General features: G+C 57.9%; 20 protein-coding genes. 9 read left to right on the top strand and 11 right to left on the bottom strand.

What is annotated here, in order from left to right; all coding sequences use genetic code 11:
• Positions 1-94 precede the first annotated feature (94 nt).
• The 3 genes from ABJ076_RS19670 to ABJ076_RS19680 all read left to right on the top strand — a co-directional run bounded on the left by ABJ076_RS19670 (position 95) and on the right by ABJ076_RS19680 (position 3794).
• Positions 95-856 (top strand): response regulator, encoded by a 762-nt coding sequence (locus tag ABJ076_RS19670; protein WP_348192787.1) that lies wholly within the window; start codon positions 95-97, stop codon positions 854-856.
• A gap of 23 nt (positions 857-879) precedes the next feature.
• Complete coding sequence (locus ABJ076_RS19675; protein ID WP_348192790.1) at positions 880-2295, top strand: ATP-binding protein; 1416 nt, start codon at positions 880-882, stop codon at positions 2293-2295.
• Positions 2296-2561: 266 nt separating this feature from the next.
• Positions 2562-3794: a hypothetical protein gene (locus ABJ076_RS19680; RefSeq protein WP_348192793.1), complete on the top strand. Its 1233-nt coding sequence runs from the start codon at positions 2562-2564 to the stop codon at positions 3792-3794.
• Positions 3795-3800: 6 nt separating this feature from the next.
• Here ABJ076_RS19680 and ABJ076_RS19685 read toward each other — a convergent pair whose 3' ends face one another.
• From ABJ076_RS19685 to ABJ076_RS19695, 3 genes are read right to left on the bottom strand one after another with little or no spacing between them, the layout of a single operon-like run.
• Positions 3801-4688 (bottom strand): DMT family transporter, encoded by an 888-nt coding sequence (locus ABJ076_RS19685; protein ID WP_348192795.1) that lies wholly within the window; start codon positions 4686-4688, stop codon positions 3801-3803.
• The gene (locus tag ABJ076_RS19690; protein WP_348192798.1) at positions 4685-5950 is read right to left on the bottom strand and encodes a TIGR04372 family glycosyltransferase; all 1266 of its coding nucleotides are present in this window, start codon (positions 5948-5950) and stop codon (positions 4685-4687) included. The genes ABJ076_RS19685 and ABJ076_RS19690 overlap by 4 nt, the downstream gene beginning before the upstream one ends.
• Positions 5947-6222 (bottom strand): hypothetical protein, encoded by a 276-nt coding sequence (locus ABJ076_RS19695; RefSeq protein WP_348192801.1) that lies wholly within the window; start codon positions 6220-6222, stop codon positions 5947-5949. Before ABJ076_RS19695 ends, ABJ076_RS19690 begins: the two co-directional genes overlap by 4 nt.
• A gap of 258 nt (positions 6223-6480) precedes the next feature.
• On the opposite strand from ABJ076_RS19695, the gene ABJ076_RS19700 reads away from it, so the two are divergent.
• Positions 6481-7236 (top strand): IclR family transcriptional regulator, encoded by a 756-nt coding sequence (locus ABJ076_RS19700; RefSeq protein ID WP_348192803.1) that lies wholly within the window; start codon positions 6481-6483, stop codon positions 7234-7236.
• A 25-nt stretch (positions 7237-7261) separates the two neighbouring features.
• On the opposite strand, the gene cysE is transcribed toward ABJ076_RS19700, so the two are convergent.
• From cysE to ABJ076_RS19715, 3 genes are all read right to left on the bottom strand, one after another.
• Positions 7262-8026, bottom strand: a complete 765-nt coding sequence (gene cysE, locus ABJ076_RS19705) for a serine O-acetyltransferase (protein ID WP_348193505.1) — start codon at positions 8024-8026, stop codon at positions 7262-7264.
• Between the two features lie 175 nt (positions 8027-8201).
• The gene (locus ABJ076_RS19710; RefSeq protein ID WP_348192805.1) at positions 8202-9248 is read right to left on the bottom strand and encodes a permease; all 1047 of its coding nucleotides are present in this window, start codon (positions 9246-9248) and stop codon (positions 8202-8204) included.
• Positions 9249-9297: 49 nt separating this feature from the next.
• On the bottom strand, positions 9298-9618 hold the full coding sequence (locus ABJ076_RS19715; protein WP_348192808.1) for a helix-turn-helix domain-containing protein: 321 nt from the start codon (positions 9616-9618) through the stop codon (positions 9298-9300).
• Positions 9619-9786: 168 nt separating this feature from the next.
• On the opposite strand from ABJ076_RS19715, the gene ABJ076_RS19720 reads away from it, so the two are divergent.
• Positions 9787-11280 (top strand): alkaline phosphatase family protein, encoded by a 1494-nt coding sequence (locus tag ABJ076_RS19720; RefSeq protein ID WP_348192811.1) that lies wholly within the window; start codon positions 9787-9789, stop codon positions 11278-11280.
• A 6-nt stretch (positions 11281-11286) separates the two neighbouring features.
• Here ABJ076_RS19720 and ABJ076_RS19725 read toward each other — a convergent pair whose 3' ends face one another.
• The 3 genes from ABJ076_RS19725 to ABJ076_RS19735 all read right to left on the bottom strand — a co-directional run bounded on the left by ABJ076_RS19725 (position 11287) and on the right by ABJ076_RS19735 (position 15231).
• Positions 11287-12681, bottom strand: a complete 1395-nt coding sequence (locus tag ABJ076_RS19725; protein WP_348192814.1) for an MATE family efflux transporter — start codon at positions 12679-12681, stop codon at positions 11287-11289.
• Between the two features lie 512 nt (positions 12682-13193).
• On the bottom strand, positions 13194-14732 hold the full coding sequence (locus tag ABJ076_RS19730) for a HAMP domain-containing sensor histidine kinase (protein WP_348192817.1): 1539 nt from the start codon (positions 14730-14732) through the stop codon (positions 13194-13196).
• Positions 14725-15231, bottom strand: coding sequence for a YHS domain-containing (seleno)protein (locus ABJ076_RS19735; RefSeq protein ID WP_348192820.1), 507 nt, complete (start codon positions 15229-15231; stop codon positions 14725-14727). Before ABJ076_RS19735 ends, ABJ076_RS19730 begins: the two co-directional genes overlap by 8 nt.
• A 191-nt stretch (positions 15232-15422) precedes the next feature.
• On the opposite strand from ABJ076_RS19735, the gene ABJ076_RS19740 reads away from it, so the two are divergent.
• Positions 15423-16361 (top strand): hydroxymethylglutaryl-CoA lyase, encoded by a 939-nt coding sequence (locus ABJ076_RS19740; RefSeq protein WP_348192823.1) that lies wholly within the window; start codon positions 15423-15425, stop codon positions 16359-16361.
• Between the two features lie 4 nt (positions 16362-16365).
• Positions 16366-17517: a CoA transferase gene (locus ABJ076_RS19745; RefSeq protein WP_348192826.1), complete on the top strand. Its 1152-nt coding sequence runs from the start codon at positions 16366-16368 to the stop codon at positions 17515-17517.
• Between the two features lie 122 nt (positions 17518-17639).
• Here ABJ076_RS19745 and ABJ076_RS19750 read toward each other — a convergent pair whose 3' ends face one another.
• A complete protein-coding gene (locus tag ABJ076_RS19750; RefSeq protein ID WP_348192829.1) occupies positions 17640-17864 on the bottom strand; it encodes a DUF1674 domain-containing protein in 225 nt (74 codons plus the stop codon).
• 116 nt (positions 17865-17980) lie between these two features.
• Here ABJ076_RS19750 and htpX point away from each other — a divergent pair, with 116 nt between their 5' ends.
• On the top strand, positions 17981-18835 hold the full coding sequence (gene htpX / locus ABJ076_RS19755) for a zinc metalloprotease HtpX (RefSeq protein WP_348192832.1): 855 nt from the start codon (positions 17981-17983) through the stop codon (positions 18833-18835).
• Between the two features lie 25 nt (positions 18836-18860).
• Here the strand turns inward: htpX and ABJ076_RS19760 are convergent, their stop codons facing one another.
• Positions 18861-20207, bottom strand: coding sequence for a methyl-accepting chemotaxis protein (locus tag ABJ076_RS19760; protein ID WP_348192835.1), 1347 nt, complete (start codon positions 20205-20207; stop codon positions 18861-18863).
• 189 nt (positions 20208-20396) lie between these two features.
• Here ABJ076_RS19760 and ABJ076_RS19765 point away from each other — a divergent pair, with 189 nt between their 5' ends.
• Positions 20397-21695 (top strand): transcription antitermination factor NusB, encoded by a 1299-nt coding sequence (locus ABJ076_RS19765; RefSeq protein WP_348192838.1) that lies wholly within the window; start codon positions 20397-20399, stop codon positions 21693-21695.
• The last annotated feature ends 13 nt before the right edge of the window (positions 21696-21708 follow it).

A 21708-nucleotide genomic window follows, 5' to 3' on the forward strand; every position in this document is an offset into this window, starting at 1 on the left:
AGTGTCAGCGCCGTATCAATATGTTTCAGAATGTTGCAGTGCGATGCGGGCGGCAGATAAATGGGGTAAGGTTTCATGCAAACGGAGAGACCGATTGAATCAGTATGGCAACCCCAAGGCTGGCGTGACGCATGTTCTCGTGGTCGATGATGATCAACGTATCCGCATGATGCTGGCACGATTTCTCGTCGATCACGGACTCCGCGTCAGCCAGGCGAGCAATGGTGTGGAGATGTTTCAGGTAAGCGCTGATGCGCGGATCGACGTGATTATTCTCGACGTCATGATGCCTGGCGAGGATGGCCTGTCACTCTGTCGCCGAATGCGAGCGCAAAGTGCGGTGCCTATTATCCTCCTGACGGCGATGAATGCCGATACTGACCGCATAATAGGGCTGGAAATTGGTGCGGATGACTATGTGGTCAAGCCATTCAACCCGCGAGAGCTTCTGGCCCGTATCCGTGCAGTCACGCGCCGGATGATAGCTGGCAGCAGCATCCCGCAACATCGCGGCAATGCCACATATGATTTTGAGGGCTGGGTGCTGGACGCCAACCGCCGGACGCTGGTCTCCCCTGATGGCGCATTAACGGACCTTACAAGCGGTGAGTTCGATTTGCTGCTGGCCTTTCTTGAGCATCCGCAGCGCGTCCTAAATCGCGACCAGCTGCTTGATCTCGCTCACGGCAGATCGAGTCAGGCCTTCGACCGCAGCATCGACGTCCAGATCAGTCGGCTCCGCCGCAAGATCGAGGCCAACCCGCAGAGCCCGGCCTTCATCAAGACGGTTCGCAACGAAGGATATTTTTTTACCGCCACAGTTAGTGCCTTGCCCATGGCGGGAGATGAGCGATAGCCAATCAGGAAAAAAGCTGGCTCATGCATATACCTTTCTGGTCCCGCCTGCGCCTTGCCCCGCGGATTGGCATTGTTATCGTCCTCACTCTGGTGATGACAATGGCGACGGACGAACTTCTCGCTAAGCTGGTCGGCATGCCCGACATTTTGTTTTTTGAGAGGGATTGGCTGGTCGACGCCGTGGCCGAAGCGGCGCTACAGGCCGAGCAAACCGATCCTGACGAGTGGGATGTGGTGCTCGAGAGCGTGCCTGCGGCACAATGGCTCGATTTTGTGGAATCCGCCGAGCAACCGATAACCAATCAATGGGCGCAGGGAGCATTCGGGCGGATCCGGGATGATCTCGCGGAGCGCCTTGGTCTACCTTCTGGTGCTGTGCTCTTGCGGGCAGGCCATACCGAAGGGCCCGACCGCGCGCTGACGCCGGTCGTGATCATACTCGAGAGCATCCCGACATTGATCTCCGATCTGATAGAAGACGATACGGACAAGATGGTGGTTGAGCATCTCCGGATTGCGGTCCGGCTTTCCTCTGGAGGGTGGCTCACGATCTCTCCCAAAAGCGATGGACTGGAAGCCGCCCGCTTTATTCGCAATCTGCTCGTACCGATCGCGGCCATTCTGCTGATTTGTGGACTGTCGATCTGGGTCGCACGCAGTATCGCGAGACCGCTCACCGACCTATCCGCAGCTGCAGAGCGTCTTGGACGGGATCGGGAGCCGACGCTGCTCGGTAATTACGGAAGCCCCGAGCTTGACGCTATCGCGGGCTCGTTCAACGAGATGCAGCACGATCTGAAGCGTTTTGTTGACGACCGGCTTCAGATGGTCGCCGCCATTTCGCACGATCTGCGAACACCGCTCACACGGCTTCGGCTTTTTGCGGAGTATTTACCGGATGAAGAGCAGAGGCGCATGGTACTGGCGGATATCCGTGACATGGAAGCAATCGTCAGCTCAACGCTGACCTTTGCGAGCCAGCAGCTCAACAAGGAGTCTGCAGAAACGGTTGACCTCGCGGCGCTCCTGATAAGCATCTGCGACACTGCCTCTGATGCAGGGTGCAGAGTCGCCTATGACGGCCCCGATCACGCTCCCATCATTTGCCAACCAGTGGCGATCCGCCGCGCCTTCGCAAACTTGATCGACAATGGGTGCAAATACGCGACGTCAGTGAATGTGGTGCTGGAGGTTGCTGTTGATTCGATTCGGGTCAAGGTGTCGGATGACGGGCCGGGTATTCCCCCCGAACAGGTTGACGCAGTTCTCCGTCCCTTCGTGCGCTTGGAGGCCTCGAGAAACCGGGATACTGGAGGAAGTGGGCTTGGCCTTACCATCACAGATGAAGTCGTTCGCGCCCATTCCGGTACAATGACTTTTGCGCCAGCAACACCTCATGGCCTGGAAGTTACAGTCACATTGCCCCGCGTTACCTGATGGCCGACGCTACTTTGCAGATATGGGGGCGGGTCCCTGGAAAGACTCACGAATGATTGTTCAAGTCGTTCCGGTTGCAGGTGAATGTGTCGACTTATGCTTCAAGGTTTTCTTGCGGGCTGAACAAAGTGAACAGGCACACAATTTTTACCGTTTCTTATAAGAAATCCTGAGTCTCATTAAGCCGCTTCATAGTTTGAAAATCTTGCAAAAATCAGTGATTTTTGCGCTAATTAATTAATCTGGAAGCTTTGGGATTCCGCCATATGGCGAATAACATCAGTGTCGCGCAGACCTTCGAGCGGCGCGGGACCTGCATCCCGTTCACATCGAGTGAATCCTTGCGCCATACACGCGCACGTCTTTATCAGCATGGAAACGACAGAATCCTCGAAGCGGTGATCCCGAGTTTCGGCGGCGGCCGGCGTGGCGAGTTGATGGTGGTGCCGTGGAAGGATCTGCCTGATTTTGCTCAGTTGTCGGAGCGGGACAGGGAATTGCACGATGGCGTTCCCGGAATTGTTGGCAAAAATGGCATCGATCCGCTGCAGGTGCGTGAGATTCTTCACAAGGTGAACGCTGCGTATTCGGACGATCCGGAAGAGCGGGCCAGGGCGCGTGAGCAGGCTCAGCAAGATAGCGAGGACAAGGAAGTTGTCCGGATGTCCTGCATCGCCCAACTGATGAAAGAATGCGGAATCGAGCGAGGCGACCCCGTGATGGCGGGAGCGAATACCAAAACGCTGGTCGATCTGATGACCGCCGAAGAGTCGAAGACGCATTTCGACCTTGAGATGCTGATCGAGCGGGTTTTCCTGTTCGCCTCCCAGCGCAGCGGTGTGAGCATTGACAACGTGCGGGAATGGCTGGAACCACTGGTCGGCCTGATCACACCGTTCGGAACAGTGAAAGGCACTCAGGCGGACCGTACCAACGGCCACCTGTTTCTGGAACACGTCAACCTGATGGAATTCCGGAAATCCGTCGCCGCCTATATGGAGCAGAAGCCGGAAGAATACGCTGCAGCAGCGGACGTATTGCTGGAAGTGGTTGATCAGACGATCCGTTACGTGGATGAGCGTATCGTGACACTGGATTCCCTGCTTGGGAGTTTTGCCGACGTGTTCTCCCAGCAGGATTCGAATGTGTCCTACCTGGTCAAGCTGCGCCGCGACGTCGCTTTCGCACTTGATGGCTGGAGTGATCTGATCGAGCACTGGACGGAGGCCGATGCATTGGACTGCAAAAAGCCGGATTGTGTTGAAAATCGTGATCGGGCTGTTGCTTATGTCATGAATTTCCTGCCGATCATCCCGCACCGCGAGCTCTATCCGGAGGACGGTTTCGACACTCAGGCCAGTATCGAACGCGCCCGCGCGAAGATCGTTGCGGCTATGCATTCCTGGTCGACCGAGGAGCTGGACAATGAGCTGGCGCGCCGGGTCGAGAAAGGCCAGAAGAAACATGCAGATGCAGAAGCGGGTCGGCTCATTTCCTGAGGTTGACTAATGGCGTTGGCCGGAGTGCGATTGGGAAAACACAACCAATGCAACACCGATCGCCGTCACCAGAATTCCGGCCCCGGCAACAGGCGTTATTACCTCCCCAAAAGCGATATATGCCATGACGGCTGCCGTTGGCGGCACGAGGTAGAACAGGCTCGCTACCTTCGTGGCCTGGCCATGTTTTATCAGGGTCATGAGCAGCGAATAGGCCCCGAGCGAAACGACGAGAGAAAGCCATAGATAGGCACCGATGAATGCAGGCTCCGGGACCAGCAACATGCTTTCAAACAACGCGGCTCCGGTGAGGGTGACGAGAAAAGCCGTCGCGCACTGGATGGCACTGCCGGTGATCAGGTTCATGTCGGTCGCATAGCGCTTCTGGTAGAGCGTCCCGATGCTAATCGACACAAGCGCCAGAACAGAGAGGCCAATGCCGGTCATGCTGACGCCATTCACACTCATCCGGTCAGACAGAACGAGTGCCATGCCAACGAACCCGACAAAACAGCCAAGCCATTGCCGGCGTGTCGGTGGCTCGCCAAGAAAGAGGCCGGAAGCAATGGCGGTCAGAACCGGCTGAAGTCCTGTGACGAGGGCGACCAGCGCTGACGGCATGCCGCTGTGAATGGCGATGAAGATGCTTGAGAGATAAACTGCGTGCAAGAAGAAGCCGACCACGGCGATGTCGAAGACACCGCGCACGGTTGTCGGCCAGCGGGCACCGGTAATCAGGGCGATGATCACAAAAATTGCCGTGACGAGACCGAAACGGCTTGCCATGAAGGTAAGTGGCTCGACATGCGTCAGGCCGAACTTCGCCGCGATGAAAGCCGAACTCCAAAGCACGACAAAGATCACCGGGGCGGCGACCTGCACGACTTTGCTCATTCAAGAAAGTTCGGGTGTGAGTTCACGTAACTGTCCGCAAGTTGAGTCCAGGGGAGAGCATAGCCGTATTGGGTCTGTTTGGCTGAAACGGAAACCGGATCGCGCGGGTGTCCACCATTGTTGAGGAATGCGTGATACTCGGCTCCGATATCCAGAAATCGCCGGTTCGCAGCTTCATCAGCACGATGGGAGCCGGCAAGTGACGCTTCCATCTCCATGACCGCATCTAGTATTTCGCTTGCTGTATTGTCCTCAACGGTAAACCCGCATTTCTCTACGCCACTGAAACTCGAGTTCAGGGCAACTCCGCTCGCAAGGAGCGACCGGAGTTTGGCCGGCGCTCCTTCGCCGTTTGTCCGGTAGGTCTTGAAGACCAGTTTGTCGGCGGGATTCATCCACATGCCGGATTGCAGGACGCCGTTGACCATGAGTTGCGGTATTCCGAGAATGTGGAATATAGCCTCGGGACCGGATGAGCAGGTGACACCGAAGCTGGCGCGAGCGATCAGGCCGGGATCCAGCATGTCCGTATAGTCTGGCTCTTTCCAGACATCGAGAAAGCGAGGATGTGCCAAAGGAGCCTCGACCGAACCGTTAGTGCCGATGCGTAGTACCCAGTATCCTTGGTCGAGTAGATACCGAATAGCCGGCTCGTAAGTCGCAATGTCGGCCGTACGGTAGAAATGGACGTCCTGATCCGGCAGGAAGTTGCGGTCTCGGACATTGAGGACGACGATCCGGTCAGCCTCGGTAATTCTGAGGCGTTCGCAAAACTGTTGTGCTATGCGCGATACCGTTTCGGGGACGGGAAAATGGCGTGGATGCCGACCGCTGTGATGTAACTGCTTGATATAGTCGTCGATAAGACCTGACGGGCCACGCTGATACCATGTGAGGCGGTTGACCGCGAGAGTTCCCGCATCCATGTGGCCCATAAGCAAGATTTGCCTCTTTTCGGTCTCGACGATTGTCGTGAAGGGCTCAATCAGTGCACGAACTCCCATACTATGAAGAGCACGAGAGGCGGGCGGGATGACGATTATCTGGCGGTTGTGAGTCTCGTTGAAAAGCTCCCAGAGTGCATGAGATTCCATTGCGAGATGGCCGATCCGCCATGCTAGCGGCATAATATGAACGGCGGATTTCCCTTCCTGAGATAGATAGGGCGCAACCGTATGAACGAGTTCGGTGACTCGTTCAGGGGCAAATACCTGCATGAGTTCGGTTTCGTGGAGATTGTTGAGTTTCTGCTCATCCGTCATCTGGAGGTCTCCAGTTCAGCAGGGGCTTTAGCGTCGTGGGTTGAACTTTCAGCGTTTTCCCGGGAGTATTTGGATAGGATAGAGCAAGCCTCTGTCAGCTCATTGAGTGACATTGCGTTGTCCGCGACGTCACCAATGTCTTTGATAGCCACATCCGCTTTGTCGATCTGAAGGTCGACCAGATCATACAGATCGTCCACTTGCTGCACGCCGCCGTGGTTGATGATGGCATTGGATCCGAAGCTGGCCCCTCCGGTTACGAGAATGCGCATGTGTCTAACTACCAGCCCAAAGCCTGATTTTGTCCCGACTCAACGCTGCCCCGTGCGCGGGGCAAATGCAAATCAGAACAATTCATTCCCAAAATGCAATTGTATCCCACGATACGGAAACCTAAGATGCTGGAAATCGGCGATCCAACGGACCGGTGCAGGAAAAAAGATTGTATACAAAAACACAGGGAAGATACCGAGTTCATGAACGCAATTCCGAAGCGATCAGATTCAGAGCGATCTGGCCAAATCCAATCCGTGGCGCGCGCCATTAGCGTTTTGAATGCGCTGGCTGCCGACGAAGACGGCATGACCCTTACCCAGATTGCCCATACCGTTACATTGCCGCCATCAACAGTGCACCGGCTGCTAACGACCTTGCAGCAGGAACGCTATGTCCGGTTCGATACCGAGCGTGGCGCCTGGCAGATTGGTGTTCAATGCTTTGCCGTTGGTAATGCCTTCCTGCGTACGCGGGATCTGGTGGCTATTACCCGGCCCTATATGCGGCGCCTTATGGAAGAGAGCGGAGAGACGGTGAACCTGGCTGTCCGTGACAATGACGAAATGGTCTATCTGGCCCAGGTTGAATGCCGCGAGATGATGCGGGCATTTGCAAAGCCGGGAGCGCGGGTACCTATTGCCGGCTCTGCCGTGGGCAAGACCTTACTGGCGCGAATGAAAACGGAAGATGTTTCCAAGCTTCTGACGCGCGTCGGCTCGGAGCATAAAACCCGACGCACTATCGATGCTTTGCCGCGGATGGAGCAGGAGCTGTCGAAGGTCCGTGAGGTCGAATACGGCATTGATAACGAGGAGCATTCGGTGGGGTTGCGCTGCGTCGCTTCAGCTGTCTTCGGTCATCACAGCGAGCCGCTTGCCGCAATCTCCATATCCGGGCCTACGGCCAGGATCACGGACGAGCGGATTGACAAGCTTGGCAAGATCGTCTGTTCGGTCGCCAGAGAAGCCACAGCCGCGCTCGGCGGGATCTGGCCGGTCACGAAGGCCTGACCGGCCTGCAGCGTCGTCTCAGTCCTCAGTCGTATTCTTCGGCGAAGAACTGCTGATCCATCGAGAGTGCCGGCTGTGCGCAGCCGGCACTGCCGACTACTTTTGCGGGAACGCCGGCGACCGTGGTGTTCTTCTCGACGTTCTTGAGCACAACGGAGCCAGCACCGACGCGGGAGCATTCGCCGACCTCGATATTGCCGAGCACGGTCGCCCCGGCGCCGATCATGGTGCCGCGCCGGATTTTCGGATGCCGGTCGCCTGTTTCTTTGCCGGTGCCGCCCAGCGTCACGCCGTGGAGCAGGGAAACGCCATCCTCGACAATTGCGGTCTCGCCGATCACCACACCGGTGCCGTGGTCGACCATGATGCCTTTGCCGATACGCGCGGCCGGGTGGATATCGACACCGAAAACGCTGTTGATCCGGCTCTGGAAGTATTTCGCCAGGAACGTCCGGTCATGGCCCCATAGCCAATGGCCGATGCGGTAGGCCTGGAGGGCATGGAAGCCCTTGAAATAGAGGAACGGCTCAAGATAGCTGGTGCAAGCCGGATCGCGGTCATACGTCGCGGAGAGGTCCGCGCGGGCTGACTCCCCTATGGAGGCGTCGGAGAGCATGGCGTTGTGCACGACCTGATATACGGAGAGATCGCTCATCTCCGTGCCGCCGAGCTTCTGTGAAATCAGGTAAGCCAGCGCGTCCTCGAAGGTACGCTGGTCCATGACGCTGGCATGCATCCAACTCGCCAGTGCGGATTCCTGTTCCGCCCATTGCGCCGCATCGGTGAGCATAGAACTCCAGACCGGATCGACGACTGCCTTCGGCTTCGGATTGGCGTCTACCATTCTGTTCTCCCCGCCGTCTTGTCGGCGTCCGTGGCATCCGCCGCCCGTCGGGGCGGCGGTGTTGTTCAGGATAGGTAGGTATCCCAAATGCGGAAGCAATATCCAGTCTAACGCAAGGATATCATGCCAAAACCGCAAGATAGAGGGAAAACCCATAAGCTGCGGCGAGTGAGCCAAGCAGCCCTAGCGCCAGATACCAGGTGAAGACACCACCGCGCACCAGAGCAAACACAGCCATCGAGGCCGGAATGCTGGTGATGCCGCCGGCGATCATGAAGCCAAGACCGGCGGCGGGCGTCATCCCGAGATCCATCAGGCCGCCGACCAGCGGAATAGCCGCATAACCATTAAGGTAGCTGGGTACGCCGACAAGGATCGCCGCTGGAATGGTCCACCATTCGTCACCACCGAGATAGGTCGCCACTTGCTCCGCCGGAACATAAGTGACCATTAGGCTTTCCAGAGTGAACGCAAGGGTCAGCCATTTCAGCAGGAAAAGACCGGACCTCTTGGCTTCACTGGTGAAGGCCTCGCGGCGTTCCTGATCTTTCCAGAAACCCCAGACGATTTCGTCTGTCTTTAGCGCATTGGAGCTGCTGCAACCGCAGGATTTTGCGAGGTCGGGGCGCAAGGCATCCTTGAAAGCGCCTCCCTTGACCAGCAGGTGAGTGCCAAGGCCGGCTATGGCACCAATGCTGAAGGCAGCGGCAAGTTTCGCGAAAGTGAACTCCAGGCCCACCACCGGGGTCATCAGAATGAACATTTCCGGGTCCATTAGCGGCGATGCGAGCCAGAAGGCCATGACGGGAGCCAGCGGGACGCCCGCGACCAGCAGGCCTGCGATGATCGGCACGACGCCGCAGGAACAGAAGGGCGATAGAGAGCCGAAAAGGGCAGCCAGCAGTATGGCCTGTGTGGCGTTCCCGGAGAAGGCACGTCCAATCTGATGATCGAGCCCGCTCGCCCGGGCAAATGCCGCGACGACGACGGAGAGTAGGATGAAGGGGCCGACATGCAAGAGAGCGTCGAGTGTAAAGATCGCACTTGTCCCGACCTGCCCGGGGACGAGAAGGGCGAGGGCGGTGAAGATAAGGGCGGTTGCGATCCAGACCCGGTCGATCCGGCCAAAGCGAAGCGAGAGGGTCCGCGTCAAATCTGCTGTTGTCATAATTTTATCCGATCCTTCCGGAATCATCGAACTATATGATCAAAAAAACTCAAGCGTCCTGCGTCTCTTCAGTCTGTACAACGTCCAGTCCGCTGCAGCACTCGGCGCAGAGATAGCTAACCAGTGCATCGGCCAGCTCGAAATTTGCTGTGCAGCGCAGCACCCGGCCCTCCCGTTCCTGCTGTGCCAGACCGGCCCAGACGAGATGCGAGATATGATGAGAGAGAGTGGATTTCGGGATATTCAGATGCCTTTGAATATCACCGACCGTCACCCCTCCCGGCCCGGCCTTGATGAGCAGCCGGAAGGCTTCAAGGCGGTGCGGGTTACCAAGTTCTGACAGGCATTTCGAGGCAGTTTGTATGTCCATGTTGCAAAATTAGGCATTGTGAGCGGGTCAGTCAACGATAATTCTAGTTTTATCGAACTAATGTGGTTTGTGGCTGTCATTGAGCTTTCATGGAGCACTCCCTTGTCCGCGCGCGAATGCGGGCCGACAATGCAATTAGCAATTCGCTGATTCTATCTGGGGGTTTCCATGGCGCGACCGCGTTTTCTGTTTGTCTTATTCGACGGTCTGCGTCGCGATATGGTGCGGCCCGATACCGCGCCGGCCATTCACGGTTTCCGCCAGTCCTGGACAGACTTTCCGAATAGCGCCTCGGTCTTCCCGGTGGAAACACGGGTGCAGGTTTCCAGCTTTGTGACGGGCTCATTTCCAGGGCCTGCCGCGCTGCATCCGGTGGGTGACGGGGCTCGGCCGGGCCACGGCATCATGGGAAATACTTTCTATGATCCGTCGCTGGGCTTCGACGGTCCGATGGATACATCCGACGATGTTAAAATGGCCGAGGCGGCTCGCCGCTATGGCCGGTTGCAGGGTGCCCGTAATACCGGCGAGATCCTCCACGAGGCCGGGCTCAAATACGGTGTCGTGACTACGGGCAAGATCGGCAATGCACGATTGCTCAATCTCAATGCGGCTGATCACGGTCAGCCGGTCTTCTCGATCTGGGGCGCGGATATTTCCAGCCCAGCCGCCGATTTCGATGGTGTGATCGAACGGCATGGTCCGGTGCCGGATCAGCAGTTTCCAAATGTCGACGTACAGAATTTCGCGGCTACAGTGTTGCTCGATGAATTTATCCCGAAGCATGACGCGGACGTCCAGGTGATCTGGTTCAACGAGCCGGATCTGAGCTTTCACTACAGGGAAATCGGCTCACCGGACTCCCTGACAGCCATCAAGGCCGTCGACGATGCGTTCCGACGTATTCTTGATTGGTGGGAGGCGAAAGGCAGGGAAGAGGGGTGGCAGATCATTGCCGCGTCCGACCATGGCCAGATCACCGCAACAGGGCAGATCAACGTCGCCGAGGAGCTCACCAAAGCGGGGTTCCGGATCGGCACTGTGATTGGTCCGGATGTGGACGTTGTGGTGAAGCGCAGCTATGCGGGTGGCATCAGTATTCGGGATCGCGATCAGGCAATGACCGAGAAAGTGTTCCGCTGGCTTATCGAGCAGGAGTGGTGCGGATTGGTATTTAGCCGCGCTGAATTACAGGGCGCATTGCCGATGAGCGCGATCAATGTTGCGAATGAGCGTGCACCTGACCTCTATTTGGTGCTGCGCACATCAGACGGGGCGAACGCACATGGCTATCCGGGGCTCTGCTTTGCGGATAATGGCGACATTCCGCCGGGCGGCGGCATCCATGGCGGATTGCATCAGCATGAGATCAACAACCTGCTGACCGCCGGTGGTGACCTGTTCCGTCAGGACCACATCGTGGAGACGCCGACCGGCCTGGTTGACGTCCTGCCGACGATGCTGGCCGCGCTCGATGTTGAGGCACCGGAAAGCACGACCGGGCGTGTACTGGCCGAGGCCTTCAGGATCGAGACCCCAGCGCCGTTCTGGAAGGAAATGCTGATCCGGGCGGAGCGTGGCGCCTACGCCCAGGAACTTCGCATCGCCCAGATCGAAGGCGTTCCGAACCATTATCTGCGTGGCGGCCGGCGCACCGCCTGACAAGGGTCAGGCGAAAGAGGGGTGCTGTTTGATGGCACGGCGCATCAGCAGCTCGAACCTCAGGATCAGGGCGAAGCAGGCGGCGGTCAGGCCGACCGCCAGCCCCATCCAGACCCCGGCGCCCTGCAATCCGTAGCTAAAGGCGAGATAGGCGCCAGCTGAAAAGCCGAACACCCAATAGCCAAGAAATGCGAGGATTGCAGGGATCGTCGTGTCTTTCATTCCGCGCAGATTGCCGGCTCCAACTGCCTGTCCGGCATCGACGAGCTGGAAGACTGCCGCAATTCGGATGAACTCGACCGCAAGGGCTATCGCGGCCGCGTTCTCCGGATCCCCCAGCCTGAGATAGAATCCAACCAGCGGTTCGGTGGCGAGCCAGAAAAGCAACGCTGTCAGCGTCGCGATGCCGACACCGACGATGGTCGAAATCCGACCGGCCAGAAGTGCATCCTTGAGGCGGTCTCGGCCCATGGCGAGACCGACACGGATGGTGGCTGCCTGACTAACCCCGAGCGGAACCATGAAGGCGACCGACGTGCACTGGATGGCCACGGCATGGGCGGCGAGCTGGTCCGGTCCGAACAGCCCGACCATAAAGGCGCTGGCGGCGAACAGGCCCGCTTCTGCAAGAACCGTCAGACCGATCGGGATGCCGATCTTCATAATCTCGCTATAGCGAGCCCAGTCTGGCCGCCAGAACCGTCCAAACAAGTTGTAGCGGCGGAACTTCCGGTCAGTCACCACGAACGTGGTCTGCGCCAGCAACATGAAGCACTGGACAATCAGGGTTGCCAGAGCCGCACCTTCAAGACCGAGGGCGGGCGCTCCGAAGTTGCCAAATATGAGGGCATAGTCCGCCAATGCATTCACGCCGATGGCGAGAAGCAGAATAATCATTGAGGAACGTGGCCGCGAATGCGCGGTGACCAGGTTCCGCAGCACCGTGAAGCACATCAAGGGCAATAGGCCCCACATAGCGATGCGAACATAGTCGGCGGCAGAGGCGGCAAGCGACGGATCCTGTCCCATCAACAACATCAGGGCCTCGCCGTACCAGAGAAAGACCAGGCAGGGGAGGCAGAGCGAGATCGCGACCCAGAAACCCTGTCGCAAAGTCCGTCGAACGCCGCGCAGCCGAATGGCTCCGATCTCCTGGCTGAACATGGCCGCAGTCGCGGCAAGCAATCCGATACCGAAGAAGGTCAGCGGGAAGATCAGCGATGTGGCAAGGGTTGCCGCCGCCAGCTCGTCCGGACCCAGCCAGCCGATCATGATGACGTCGACAGTGGTCAGGGCAATTGTCGCGAGCTGTGTCAGGACCAAAGGCCAGGAAAGCCTAAGAGTGGCCACTAATTCGCGGCGCCAGGTCATCGGGTCAGATCGGGAGTGAAGGACAGACATGAAACAGCTCAAGCTCAAAAAGAATCGAAAATGGATAACGGCGCGGGCAGTTCGCCAGCTACGCGGTCATTCGTTCCGTTAGAGCCTGCAGATTTGTTTCCATAAGCTGTCTTTAGACCTCGCGAGAGGAGGGGTCAAGGCGAACCCTTTAGAGCTCACAACCTACCATTATTTGTTGAGAGGATTCAGCGGTAAAGCAAGAATTGGCGAGCCCAAGGCAGCCAGCTGTCCGACAAACGCAGACTTTGTGAAGGCTATTTCCGGAGGGTAGCCGCATGTATTAATAAGGCATGTTACGAGCGGTTATGGCAGGCATCCCGATCACGCTTGGTAATCCGAGAGTTACCCAGTTCTATGGAGGGGCTGTAGGGGCGTTGCCGTCGATTTTTGTCGATCCCGACACGCTGACAGAATCGGACATCACCGTTCTTGCCGTGATTGTGGTAGCGGCGTTTTTGGTGGTGAACAATTCTTGCGGATCGATCGTGCCCAGAGTCCGAAAAATCTTCCGGTCAGCTTGGGCCGTGAAGGTACTGAACATAAGCCCGGGGAGCGCGATGATCGGCGCTGGGCTGTATATAGGCATCCGTTGACGGACCAGTCTCGGGAGTCTCCGTCACGCGTGAAGGCGGCAGGAGCAGAGAAACGGCAGAGCCGCCGCCCGGCGGATTGGTGACTTCGAGTGCGCCGCCATGCATTTCGGCCAGGATTTTGCTGATCGGAAGGCTGAGTCCCGTCCCATGATACCGGCGCTCATCAAGCTCGCGGGAGACCGCGAGGGGGATAAGCAGACGCTCGATTTCCGCTTCGGGTATCGTCTTGCCGGTATCGTGTACGGTGAAGGAAGCCGTCCCTCCGGGCGAAACGGCGAATGTAAGCTCGACCTTTCCGTCGTCAGGCGTGTGGTGGAGCGCGTTCTCCATTAATTTTCCGAGCAGCGTACCAATCAATTCTGCGTCGACATTGAGAGCATAGCCTGGCGTTGGCGAGTTTACGGTCAGGCGTACGCCCTTGTTGCGCGACATTAAAGAGGCGGTGCTTTCCGCGCGCCGTAACAGCATTTCGACTTTAACCGGAGCAAAGTTGGGCTCGACCTCGCCGCCTTCTAGCCGGGTGAGGTCGAGAACGTTCTCGATCAGGTACAGCAGATGCCGTGCTGCCTGGTTGATGTTGCCAGCATAGCTGAGATACCGATGGATCGTGTCGGGGCCAAACCTCTGGCTGCTGACGATCTCGGAAAACCCGACGATCGAATTCAAAGGGGTGCGGAGTTCGTCAATCACGCGCCCGACAAAATCTGATTTGGACTGGTGCGCGCGTTCGGCTTTTATACGCAACCGGGTCAGGTCGCTTTCGGTTTTTGTCTGCCTCAATTGCAGGGCGTTATATGCGGAGACAACCTGGCCGATCTGGTCCGCACTGTCCCAGTCGATCGGGATGCGCGCGCCGCTTTCCCGCTGGATGCGAATAGCCGTCAGCATTCGGTCGAGCGGTTGGCTGACTGTCGACCGCAATACCAGATGCGCGGCGATGGAGGCTGCCACGAGCAGAGCAATGCCAAGCAGTGCGATGCAAAACAGAGTGTATGTCAGCCGCTCCACGGCCGGCTCATTGCTCATGCTGATGACGAGCGTACCGACCCTTTTGTAGCTGTTCTCGCCCATATGGTTGATGGCAATAGAGCGGGTCAGCGGGCCGTCTGCATCAGGCAACTCGCCATATTTGTTGAGCGCCGCGCCGCTATTGTCCAATACCGCAATTGTGGCCACATCCCGGTCGGCAATGGTTTGCGCAACAAGCAGCCCTATCCGGTCGTTCCGGCCTTCCGCAAGAGCTTCACCCAACAAGAGAGATTGCCGCGAGATCAAGGTTTCTAACTTGGCCTCCAGGCTGCTGATAGCTTCCCGGTACGCGATCGTCCCATAGATGGAAATCAGGATTGTGAAAATCACCAGGATGATTGGCACAAAACGCGTCAGATAGCGTGCGCTGATGGATGTCAGGCGCACGGGATGTACGGTCCAGTCGGGATGGGAGAGTGGATTACTCATTGAGGGCCGCTGCAGGGATTGGCTTGATGACCGGCCAGGTGCGGTCAGCTATTGCGATGTTCTTGTCGAGTTCGGATTTCCAAATGGTCTGCGTGGCTCGGTCCAGTTGCAGGTAGAGTTTGCCTTCAACGATCGCGAACACTTCAGGGTCACCGTCGAATTTCTGACCGACCGCAACTCCGTAAGCGCAAAAACCACCATAGTGGGGCTCGTAGAGGCGCGGGTCCCGAAGAAACTCCTCCCGGTTCTTCTCACTGGCAAAATAGTAGGTGGCGCCAGCATGTTCGGCGGTGATATCGGAATCGCCACGCTCAGCACGATTGTTCAGGAGGTAGGCCACCGGATCATAACCGCGAAGCGCGAGGCCATTCTTGTCCAGATTTAGATCCGGAGACGCGCCAAACGCCTGCGCGCAGCAGAACAGGGCTGTGAACACAAATGCTGCGATGAACGGTGCTATTCGTGACTTATGGCAGGCTTTAAACTGGCTTCGGTACATTATTGTCGCTCGCGAATTATTATCAAAATCACTATCGGGGAAATGTCTTACCAAATTCTAAACGATCATTCTGTTTAGGAGTTTCGGAACCGCATTGGTTCCGACACGGCGGCTGGATTGCATCGCCGAATTCGCTAGGATGCCTGCAAAATACTAACGCGTTGCGAATGACTTTCAACAGGAGCAAAAAAATGGCAAGGCCGACACGGGTGGAAATTACTGAGGTCGGGCCGCGGGACGGCCTTCAGGCGGAGACGAAATTCGTTCCCACAGAACTCAAAATCAAGCTTATCAACGATTTAGTTGATGCCGGCGTCAAGCGCATGGAGTTTTCCTCTTTCGTCTCGCCGCGCGCCGTGCCGCAACTTGCAGACGTTCTTGAGGTTTTGAACGGCGTCGATCGCTCCAAGGGCGCGGTGCTCGCTGCCCTGGTGCCGAATGTGAAAGGCGCGATCCGTGCCGCAGAAGCGGGTGTCGACGAGATGATCGTCTTTGTCTCCGCCTCCGAAAGCCACAACAAGAAGAACGTGAACCGGACGGTCGATGAGTCGCTGGCCGGTTTCGCGCAGGTTGCCAAGATCGCTGAGGAAGCAAAAATCCCGGTTTCGGCCGCGATTGCGACATCCTTCGGGTGCCCTTTCGAGGGGAACGTCCCAGCTGAACAGCTCGGCTATATCGCCAAGCATTTTGTCGATTTCGGTTTTCAGGGCGTTGCGCTCGGCGACACCACGGGCATGGCGACGCCGCCACTGGTGACACGCAATGTGCGCTATCTGAAAGAGCATGTGCCGAGCTTGCCGGTCCATCTGCATTTCCACAACACGCGGGGCATCGGGCTCGTTAACGTGGTTGCCGGGCTCGATGAAGGCATCACGCATTTCGATAGTTCCTTCGGTGGCGCCGGCGGGTGCCCGTTCGCACCGAAGGCTACCGGAAACATCTGCACAGAGGATCTTGTCTATCTGATGCACGAAATGGGTATTGAGACCGGTATCGATCTTGCGAAATTGATGAAGATCGCCAGCCTCGTGGAGGAAGCGCTTGAGCATCCGTTGCCGGGGCAGGTGATGAAAGCCGGGCCGCGGCTCGATCTACATTCCATGGGAGATGTTCAAACGGCGGTGGGCTGATTCAATGCCGCTTTCCGACATTAAGGTTATAGACCTCACGCGCATTCTCGCTGGTCCATTCTGTACGCAATTACTGGCGGATATGGGGGCCGATGTCATCAAGATAGAGTCGCCTTCCGGTGACCCGGTGCGTGAGCAGGGTGTGACCCGTGATGGTGTGAGCTGGTATTTCGCCCAGTTCAACCGGAATAAGAAATCGGTGGTCCTTGATCTTTATACCGCCGAAGGGAAACAGACACTCGCCCGACTGATCGAGGGGGCGGATGTGCTGGTGGAAAACTACCGCCCGGGTGTTCTCGACAAGATGGGGTTTGATCAGGCGCGTCTCGATGCGCTGAACCCCGATCTTATTGTCACCAGTGTGAATGGCTACGGCTCGACTGGGCCTTACGTTGACCGACCGTCCTTCGACTTCATCGCTCAGGCTATGAGCGGGTTCATGAGCGTGAACGGGGCGGACGGTGGTGATCCGATGCGTGCGGCGCCACCGATGAGTGACCTTATTGCCGGGCTTTATGCCGCTTTCGGAACGCTTGCTGCCCTGCATGCCCGCAAGCGGATCGGAAAGGGCCAGAGAGTGGAATCCTCCCTCACCGGAGGCCTGATCAGCATGCTCGGCTATCTTTCGGCGGAGTATTTTGCGACCGGTGAGGTGCCGAAACGGACCGGTAACGACCATCCGATCGTTGCGCCTTACGGTCTGTTCACCGCATCCGATGGCACGGTTGCTGTGGCGCCGTCGAACGATGCTTTCGTGGTCCGCTTCCTTGAATGTATCGAACTCGGACATCTGCTTGAGTTGCCGGATTACGCGACGAACGAACGTCGGGTGCGGAACCGGCCGTCCCTGAACGAACATATCAATGCGCGGATGTCGGAAGAGCCGGTGGATCACTGGATCGAGGCGATCAACAAGGCCGGCTGCCCGTGCGGCCGGGTGATGAATCTGGAGGAGGTGTTCAGCGATCCCCAGGTGCTGGCGCAGGATATGGTCCTGGATGTGCCGCAGCCGGATGGGACGACCATCCGTATGACCGGGTTCCCCGTCAAACTCTCGGACACACCGGCACAATTGCGCCATCCGGTCCCGTCCCTGGGGGGAGATACGGATGACGTGTTGGCCTCACTGTCTCCTGTGGTCAAAAAAACAGGATAAGTGGCATGAGTGATCTGAAGAGGCTGTTCAACTCGTCGGTGTCACCACGGCGCTGGACGAAATCCTGGTCTGGTGCAAAGGGAGACGGTTTCCTGACGCTTTAGCGTTAAAGGTCGCGTTGTTCAGAAATCGGTGACGCGGCCTTTATGTTCCCAATCGCCAAACCGGGTCGGCTCGGGCCCGTCATAGCCGCCAAACTCTTCCTGTTCGGGCAGGCCTTTTGTCTCCGGCTTCAATTGCGGCGGTGTAACGAAAGTTTCCGCATTGACCGGTTTCGGCGTCCCGGCAGGCGACGGTTTCGTGCCGTTGACGGTGACTTGTGTGAAAGTTCGTTTGGTTTCGCTCATAAACCCTATATGGCCCTTGAAAGGCGCTTCGCCAAGTCTTGATCAGATTTTCCCGGTGCCCACTTAATGGTCGTTCCGGCCAAAACGCCGGAGACTGAAATCTTCACGAGGGATCGATGGGCTACGCTCGCACCGCTTTGCTTCTGGCTGGAATGACGGCGCTGTTTCTTGGCGTCGGCTATATGCTTGGAGGCGAGGCAGGGATGATGATCGCGCTGGTCTTTGCGGCCGGCATGAATCTCTTCACCTATTGGAACGCCGACAAGATGGTGCTCGGTATGTATGGCGCACGGGAGATCCATCGCGCCGACCTGCCCTGGTTCCATGACATGATCCAGCAATTGGCACACCGGGCGGAACTGCCGATGCCGAAGGTCTATCTGATCGAGCAGGATCAGCCAAACGCCTTCGCCACTGGGCGGAACCCGGAGAATGCGGCGGTTGCGGCCACCCGCGGTTTGCTTCAGCGGATGACCCATGAAGAGGTTGCAGGAGTCATGGCGCACGAGCTGGCGCATGTGAAGAACCGCGATACTCTGATCATGACCATCACGGCAACCATCGCCGGTGCCATCTCCATGCTGGCTAATTTCGCGCTGTTCTTCGGCAATGACCGGAACAATCCGCTCGGTCTGATCGGCACGCTTGCGATGATGTTCTTGGCACCGATGGCAGCCATGCTGGTGCAGATGGCGGTCAGTCGGTCACGTGAGTACGAAGCAGACCGGATCGGCGCAGAAATCTGCGGCCGTCCTCTATGGCTGGCTTCGGCTCTGGGCAAGCTGGAGAAGGGAGCTGCGGCAATCGACAATAACGCCGCTGAGCGCAATCCGGCGACCGCTCATATGTTCATCATCAATCCATTGCATGCCCATGCAGTGGACAGCCTGTTCTCGACACATCCGAACACACAGAACCGGATCGCTGCTCTGGAGCGGATGGCGAATACAGATACAGGCCCCTGGGGCTGATCCGCCGGGCTATTGGTTAACCCGATCAGGCCTCTTCTTGCATCATGTGATTGGACAATTCGTCCAGGAGACGCATGACCTCATTGGAGGATTCACCTGCGTCCCAGACCAGTCTGATAGCGCCGTCCATGTCGCCAGTCATGAAGGTCTCGGCTGCGGCGATGCCCGCGCGATGGACTTCCTTGTGAGGCGCGATAAGAGCTGCCCAGGCAGGATGGCTTGTGAGCCGTGGATCGGTCTGCGCATCGTACCATTTTCCGAGCCTGCAGCTATGGTGGTCGGCCAGTTCGTCTGGTTTGAGGAACGCACGCCCGGCGAGCATCTGGGCAAGGCGGCGCATCCAGATCATATGATCGGACTTCGCAGCATGGATCGTCGCGTTCGGGGTTCCATCCTGCACGTAAGCATCGACGCTGTTCGAAATGATCGGCGCTGTCCGCTCCAGAGATTCGATGGCGCCGTCGATCAAGGATACGTTTTCCGCACTCATTCGGGCGATAACACCGACGCCTCCGGCGATTTCCTCGGTCGCGGATTGTTGTTCAATGAGAATTCCGGAAATCTCCTCCATGCGATCTGTAACAGAGGTGATGCCGCCTGCCAGACGTTCCATTTCCGAGCCCGCTGACTCGATGGATTGCCTTCCGGTTTCGACTGTTTCTGCGCCCGATTTCATAACGGTGACGATTGTGTCCATCTCTGAGCGCAGCTCGGTGATGCGCGAGCGGATATCGTCCGTGGCTTCGGCCGTCTGGTTGGCGAGAGTCTTGACCTCTCCAGCGACGACGGCGAAGCCCTTTCCGGCTTCCCCGGCCCGGGCGGCCTCAATCGTGGCGTTCAGCGCAAGCAGGTTTGTTTGTTTGGCAATGGCTTCGATTGTGGAGACAATCTCGCCAATCCGGTTCGAGGCCTCCGCAAGCGCTCCGACCTTTTCCACGGCTGAGTGCACGACATCGAATACGGCACCCATTGCGGAAACCGCACTGGAGGCCGCCTGTTTTCCCGTGTCGGAGACCGCAACAGCTTCTTGTGCCTCTGCCGCTGCGGTTTCGGAGGTTGCAGTGATACTGTTGACGGTGGCCGAGAGTTCCTCAACTGCAGACGCTATCGACTGGGTGCGGGAGTCGACTTCCCGGACAGAGCGGGTCATCTCGGCTACCTGACGCACGCTGTCGTTCGCGGTCACCGACATCTCAACCCATTGCTTGAGCTGACTTTCTGCGTCTTGAGAGTGACTCTGGAACGAGGCGAGGACTTCATCTGTTCGATCGCCAAAATATGGCTCAAGCAGGTCCGCGCGTCGGGCTATCAGGGCGTCGATAAATGAGTCCGGCAAGAGCACGATGTCGTCGAGTGCGATGGTATCAGCCAAGACCTAATCCTTTCCGAATTTCGGAGTTCCATGCCAGCATCGCCAATTTTGGTTAAGAAATGCCAAACACGTCAGGATTTTAATCGTCAATGACCGGTCGATGATCTTTTGGCAGGTCTGTGGGAAATACATGGCCGCCCTGTTGTGAAAATGCTGGTCAGAAATTGGGGGCTGGGGTAAGCGACGGGCATGGAAACAGAGCGAAAACAGGACGTCTCCGCCGCCCGGAGCGTCGCCTTCGATATTCTCCGTGCGGTGCTGACCAAAGGCACGCCGCTGGACGATGCGCTGGCCGTGCATGACGGCCTCAACCTGCTGCCACGCCGGGACCGGGGTTTCACCCGCACCATCGTCGGCATGACATTGCGCCGGCTCGGCCAGATCGATGCGCTGATCGAAACCCTGATAGAGAAACCCCTGCCGCGTCAGGCGACGGTTGTGAATGACGTTCTCCGGCTTGCCATGGCCGAGCTGTTGTTCCTTGATGTCGCGCCGCATGCGGCTGTCGACAGCGCGGTGACGATGGTGGAAAGCCGGGGGCATCCGAAATTCAAGGGGCTCGTGAACGCCGTTTTGCGCCGGGTATCCCGAGAAGGCGCGGAGCGTTTGAAAGAGTTTCCGGTCGAGATGAACTACCAGCCCTGGATGATCGAAAGCTGGCAGGCTTCCTTTGGTGTCGAGGTCGCGCATGCGATAGCCGAATATTCTCTGACCCAGCCGCCGCTCGATATTTCCGTCAGAAGCAATCCGGAAGGATGGGCGGAAAAGCTGGAAGCCACGTTGCTGCCGACGGGGACTCTCCGCCGTGAGTTCGACGGCGCGATTACCGGCCTGCCAGGGTTTGACGCCGGGGGCTGGTGGGTGCAGGACGCCGCCGCCGCGCTGCCGGCCAAACTGCTTGGCGATGTCAAAGGCAAACGGGTCTTCGATCTCTGCGCCGCACCCGGCGGCAAGACACTACAGCTCGCGTCTATGGGCGCGAATGTGCTGGCGGTTGATCGTTCATCGAAGCGGCTGAAGCGGCTGGAACGTAACCTGGAACGCATGGGGCTCCGCGCGGGCGTCGCCGTCGCCGATATCACCGGCTGGACAGCACCCGACAAGCCCGACGCCATCCTGCTTGACCCGCCCTGCACGGCCACCGGCACCATCCGCCGCCACCCGGATATCCTGCATGCCAAGGGCATCGGTGACCTCAACAAGCTGACGACTTTACAGGCGAAGCTGCTGGCCAAGGCCGCCGGAATGCTGCGCCCGGGCGGTCGTCTGGTTTACTGCACCTGCTCCCAGCAATCGGAAGAGGGTGAGGCACAGGTCGCCCGCGCACTGGCTGAGTTGCCGTTGGAACGCGATCCGGTGACGGCGGAAGAGCTGGGCGGACTCGATAAGCTGCTGACCCCGGATGGCGACGTCCGCACAGGCCCGCATGTTTATCCGGAGTTGGGCGGCTTCGACGGGTTCTTTATTGCGCGCTTCCGGCGGACCTAGAGAGCGATAGTCC

It is taken from the genome of Nisaea sp. (genome assembly GCF_039990255.1).
GTDB lineage: Bacteria > Pseudomonadota > Alphaproteobacteria > Thalassobaculales > Thalassobaculaceae > Nisaea.

Bases quoted from the DNA above. Each gene is read 5' to 3' on its own strand.
- ABJ076_RS19675 (WP_348192790.1), top strand. From the start codon at position 880: ATGCATATACCTTTCTGGTCCCGCCTGCGCCTTGCCCCGCGGATTGGC.
- ABJ076_RS19680 (WP_348192793.1), top strand. From the start codon at position 2,562: ATGGCGAATAACATCAGTGTCGCGCAGACCTTCGAGCGGCGCGGGACC.
- ABJ076_RS19685 (WP_348192795.1), bottom strand. From the start codon at position 4,688: ATGAGCAAAGTCGTGCAGGTCGCCGCCCCGGTGATCTTTGTCGTGCTT.
- ABJ076_RS19690 (WP_348192798.1), bottom strand. From the start codon at position 5,950: ATGACGGATGAGCAGAAACTCAACAATCTCCACGAAACCGAACTCATG.
- ABJ076_RS19695 (WP_348192801.1), bottom strand. From the start codon at position 6,222: ATGCGCATTCTCGTAACCGGAGGGGCCAGCTTCGGATCCAATGCCATC.
- cysE (WP_348193505.1), bottom strand. From the start codon at position 8,026: ATGCTCACCGATGCGGCGCAATGGGCGGAACAGGAATCCGCACTGGCG.
- ABJ076_RS19710 (WP_348192805.1), bottom strand. From the start codon at position 9,248: ATGACAACAGCAGATTTGACGCGGACCCTCTCGCTTCGCTTTGGCCGG.
- ABJ076_RS19715 (WP_348192808.1), bottom strand. From the start codon at position 9,618: ATGGACATACAAACTGCCTCGAAATGCCTGTCAGAACTTGGTAACCCG.
- ABJ076_RS19720 (WP_348192811.1), top strand. From the start codon at position 9,787: ATGGCGCGACCGCGTTTTCTGTTTGTCTTATTCGACGGTCTGCGTCGC.
- ABJ076_RS19725 (WP_348192814.1), bottom strand. From the start codon at position 12,681: ATGTCTGTCCTTCACTCCCGATCTGACCCGATGACCTGGCGCCGCGAA.
- ABJ076_RS19730 (WP_348192817.1), bottom strand. From the start codon at position 14,732: ATGAGTAATCCACTCTCCCATCCCGACTGGACCGTACATCCCGTGCGC.
- ABJ076_RS19735 (WP_348192820.1), bottom strand. From the start codon at position 15,231: ATGTACCGAAGCCAGTTTAAAGCCTGCCATAAGTCACGAATAGCACCG.
- ABJ076_RS19740 (WP_348192823.1), top strand. From the start codon at position 15,423: ATGGCAAGGCCGACACGGGTGGAAATTACTGAGGTCGGGCCGCGGGAC.
- ABJ076_RS19745 (WP_348192826.1), top strand. From the start codon at position 16,366: ATGCCGCTTTCCGACATTAAGGTTATAGACCTCACGCGCATTCTCGCT.
- ABJ076_RS19750 (WP_348192829.1), bottom strand. From the start codon at position 17,864: ATGAGCGAAACCAAACGAACTTTCACACAAGTCACCGTCAACGGCACG.
- htpX (WP_348192832.1), top strand. From the start codon at position 17,981: ATGGGCTACGCTCGCACCGCTTTGCTTCTGGCTGGAATGACGGCGCTG.
- ABJ076_RS19765 (WP_348192838.1), top strand. From the start codon at position 20,397: ATGGAAACAGAGCGAAAACAGGACGTCTCCGCCGCCCGGAGCGTCGCC.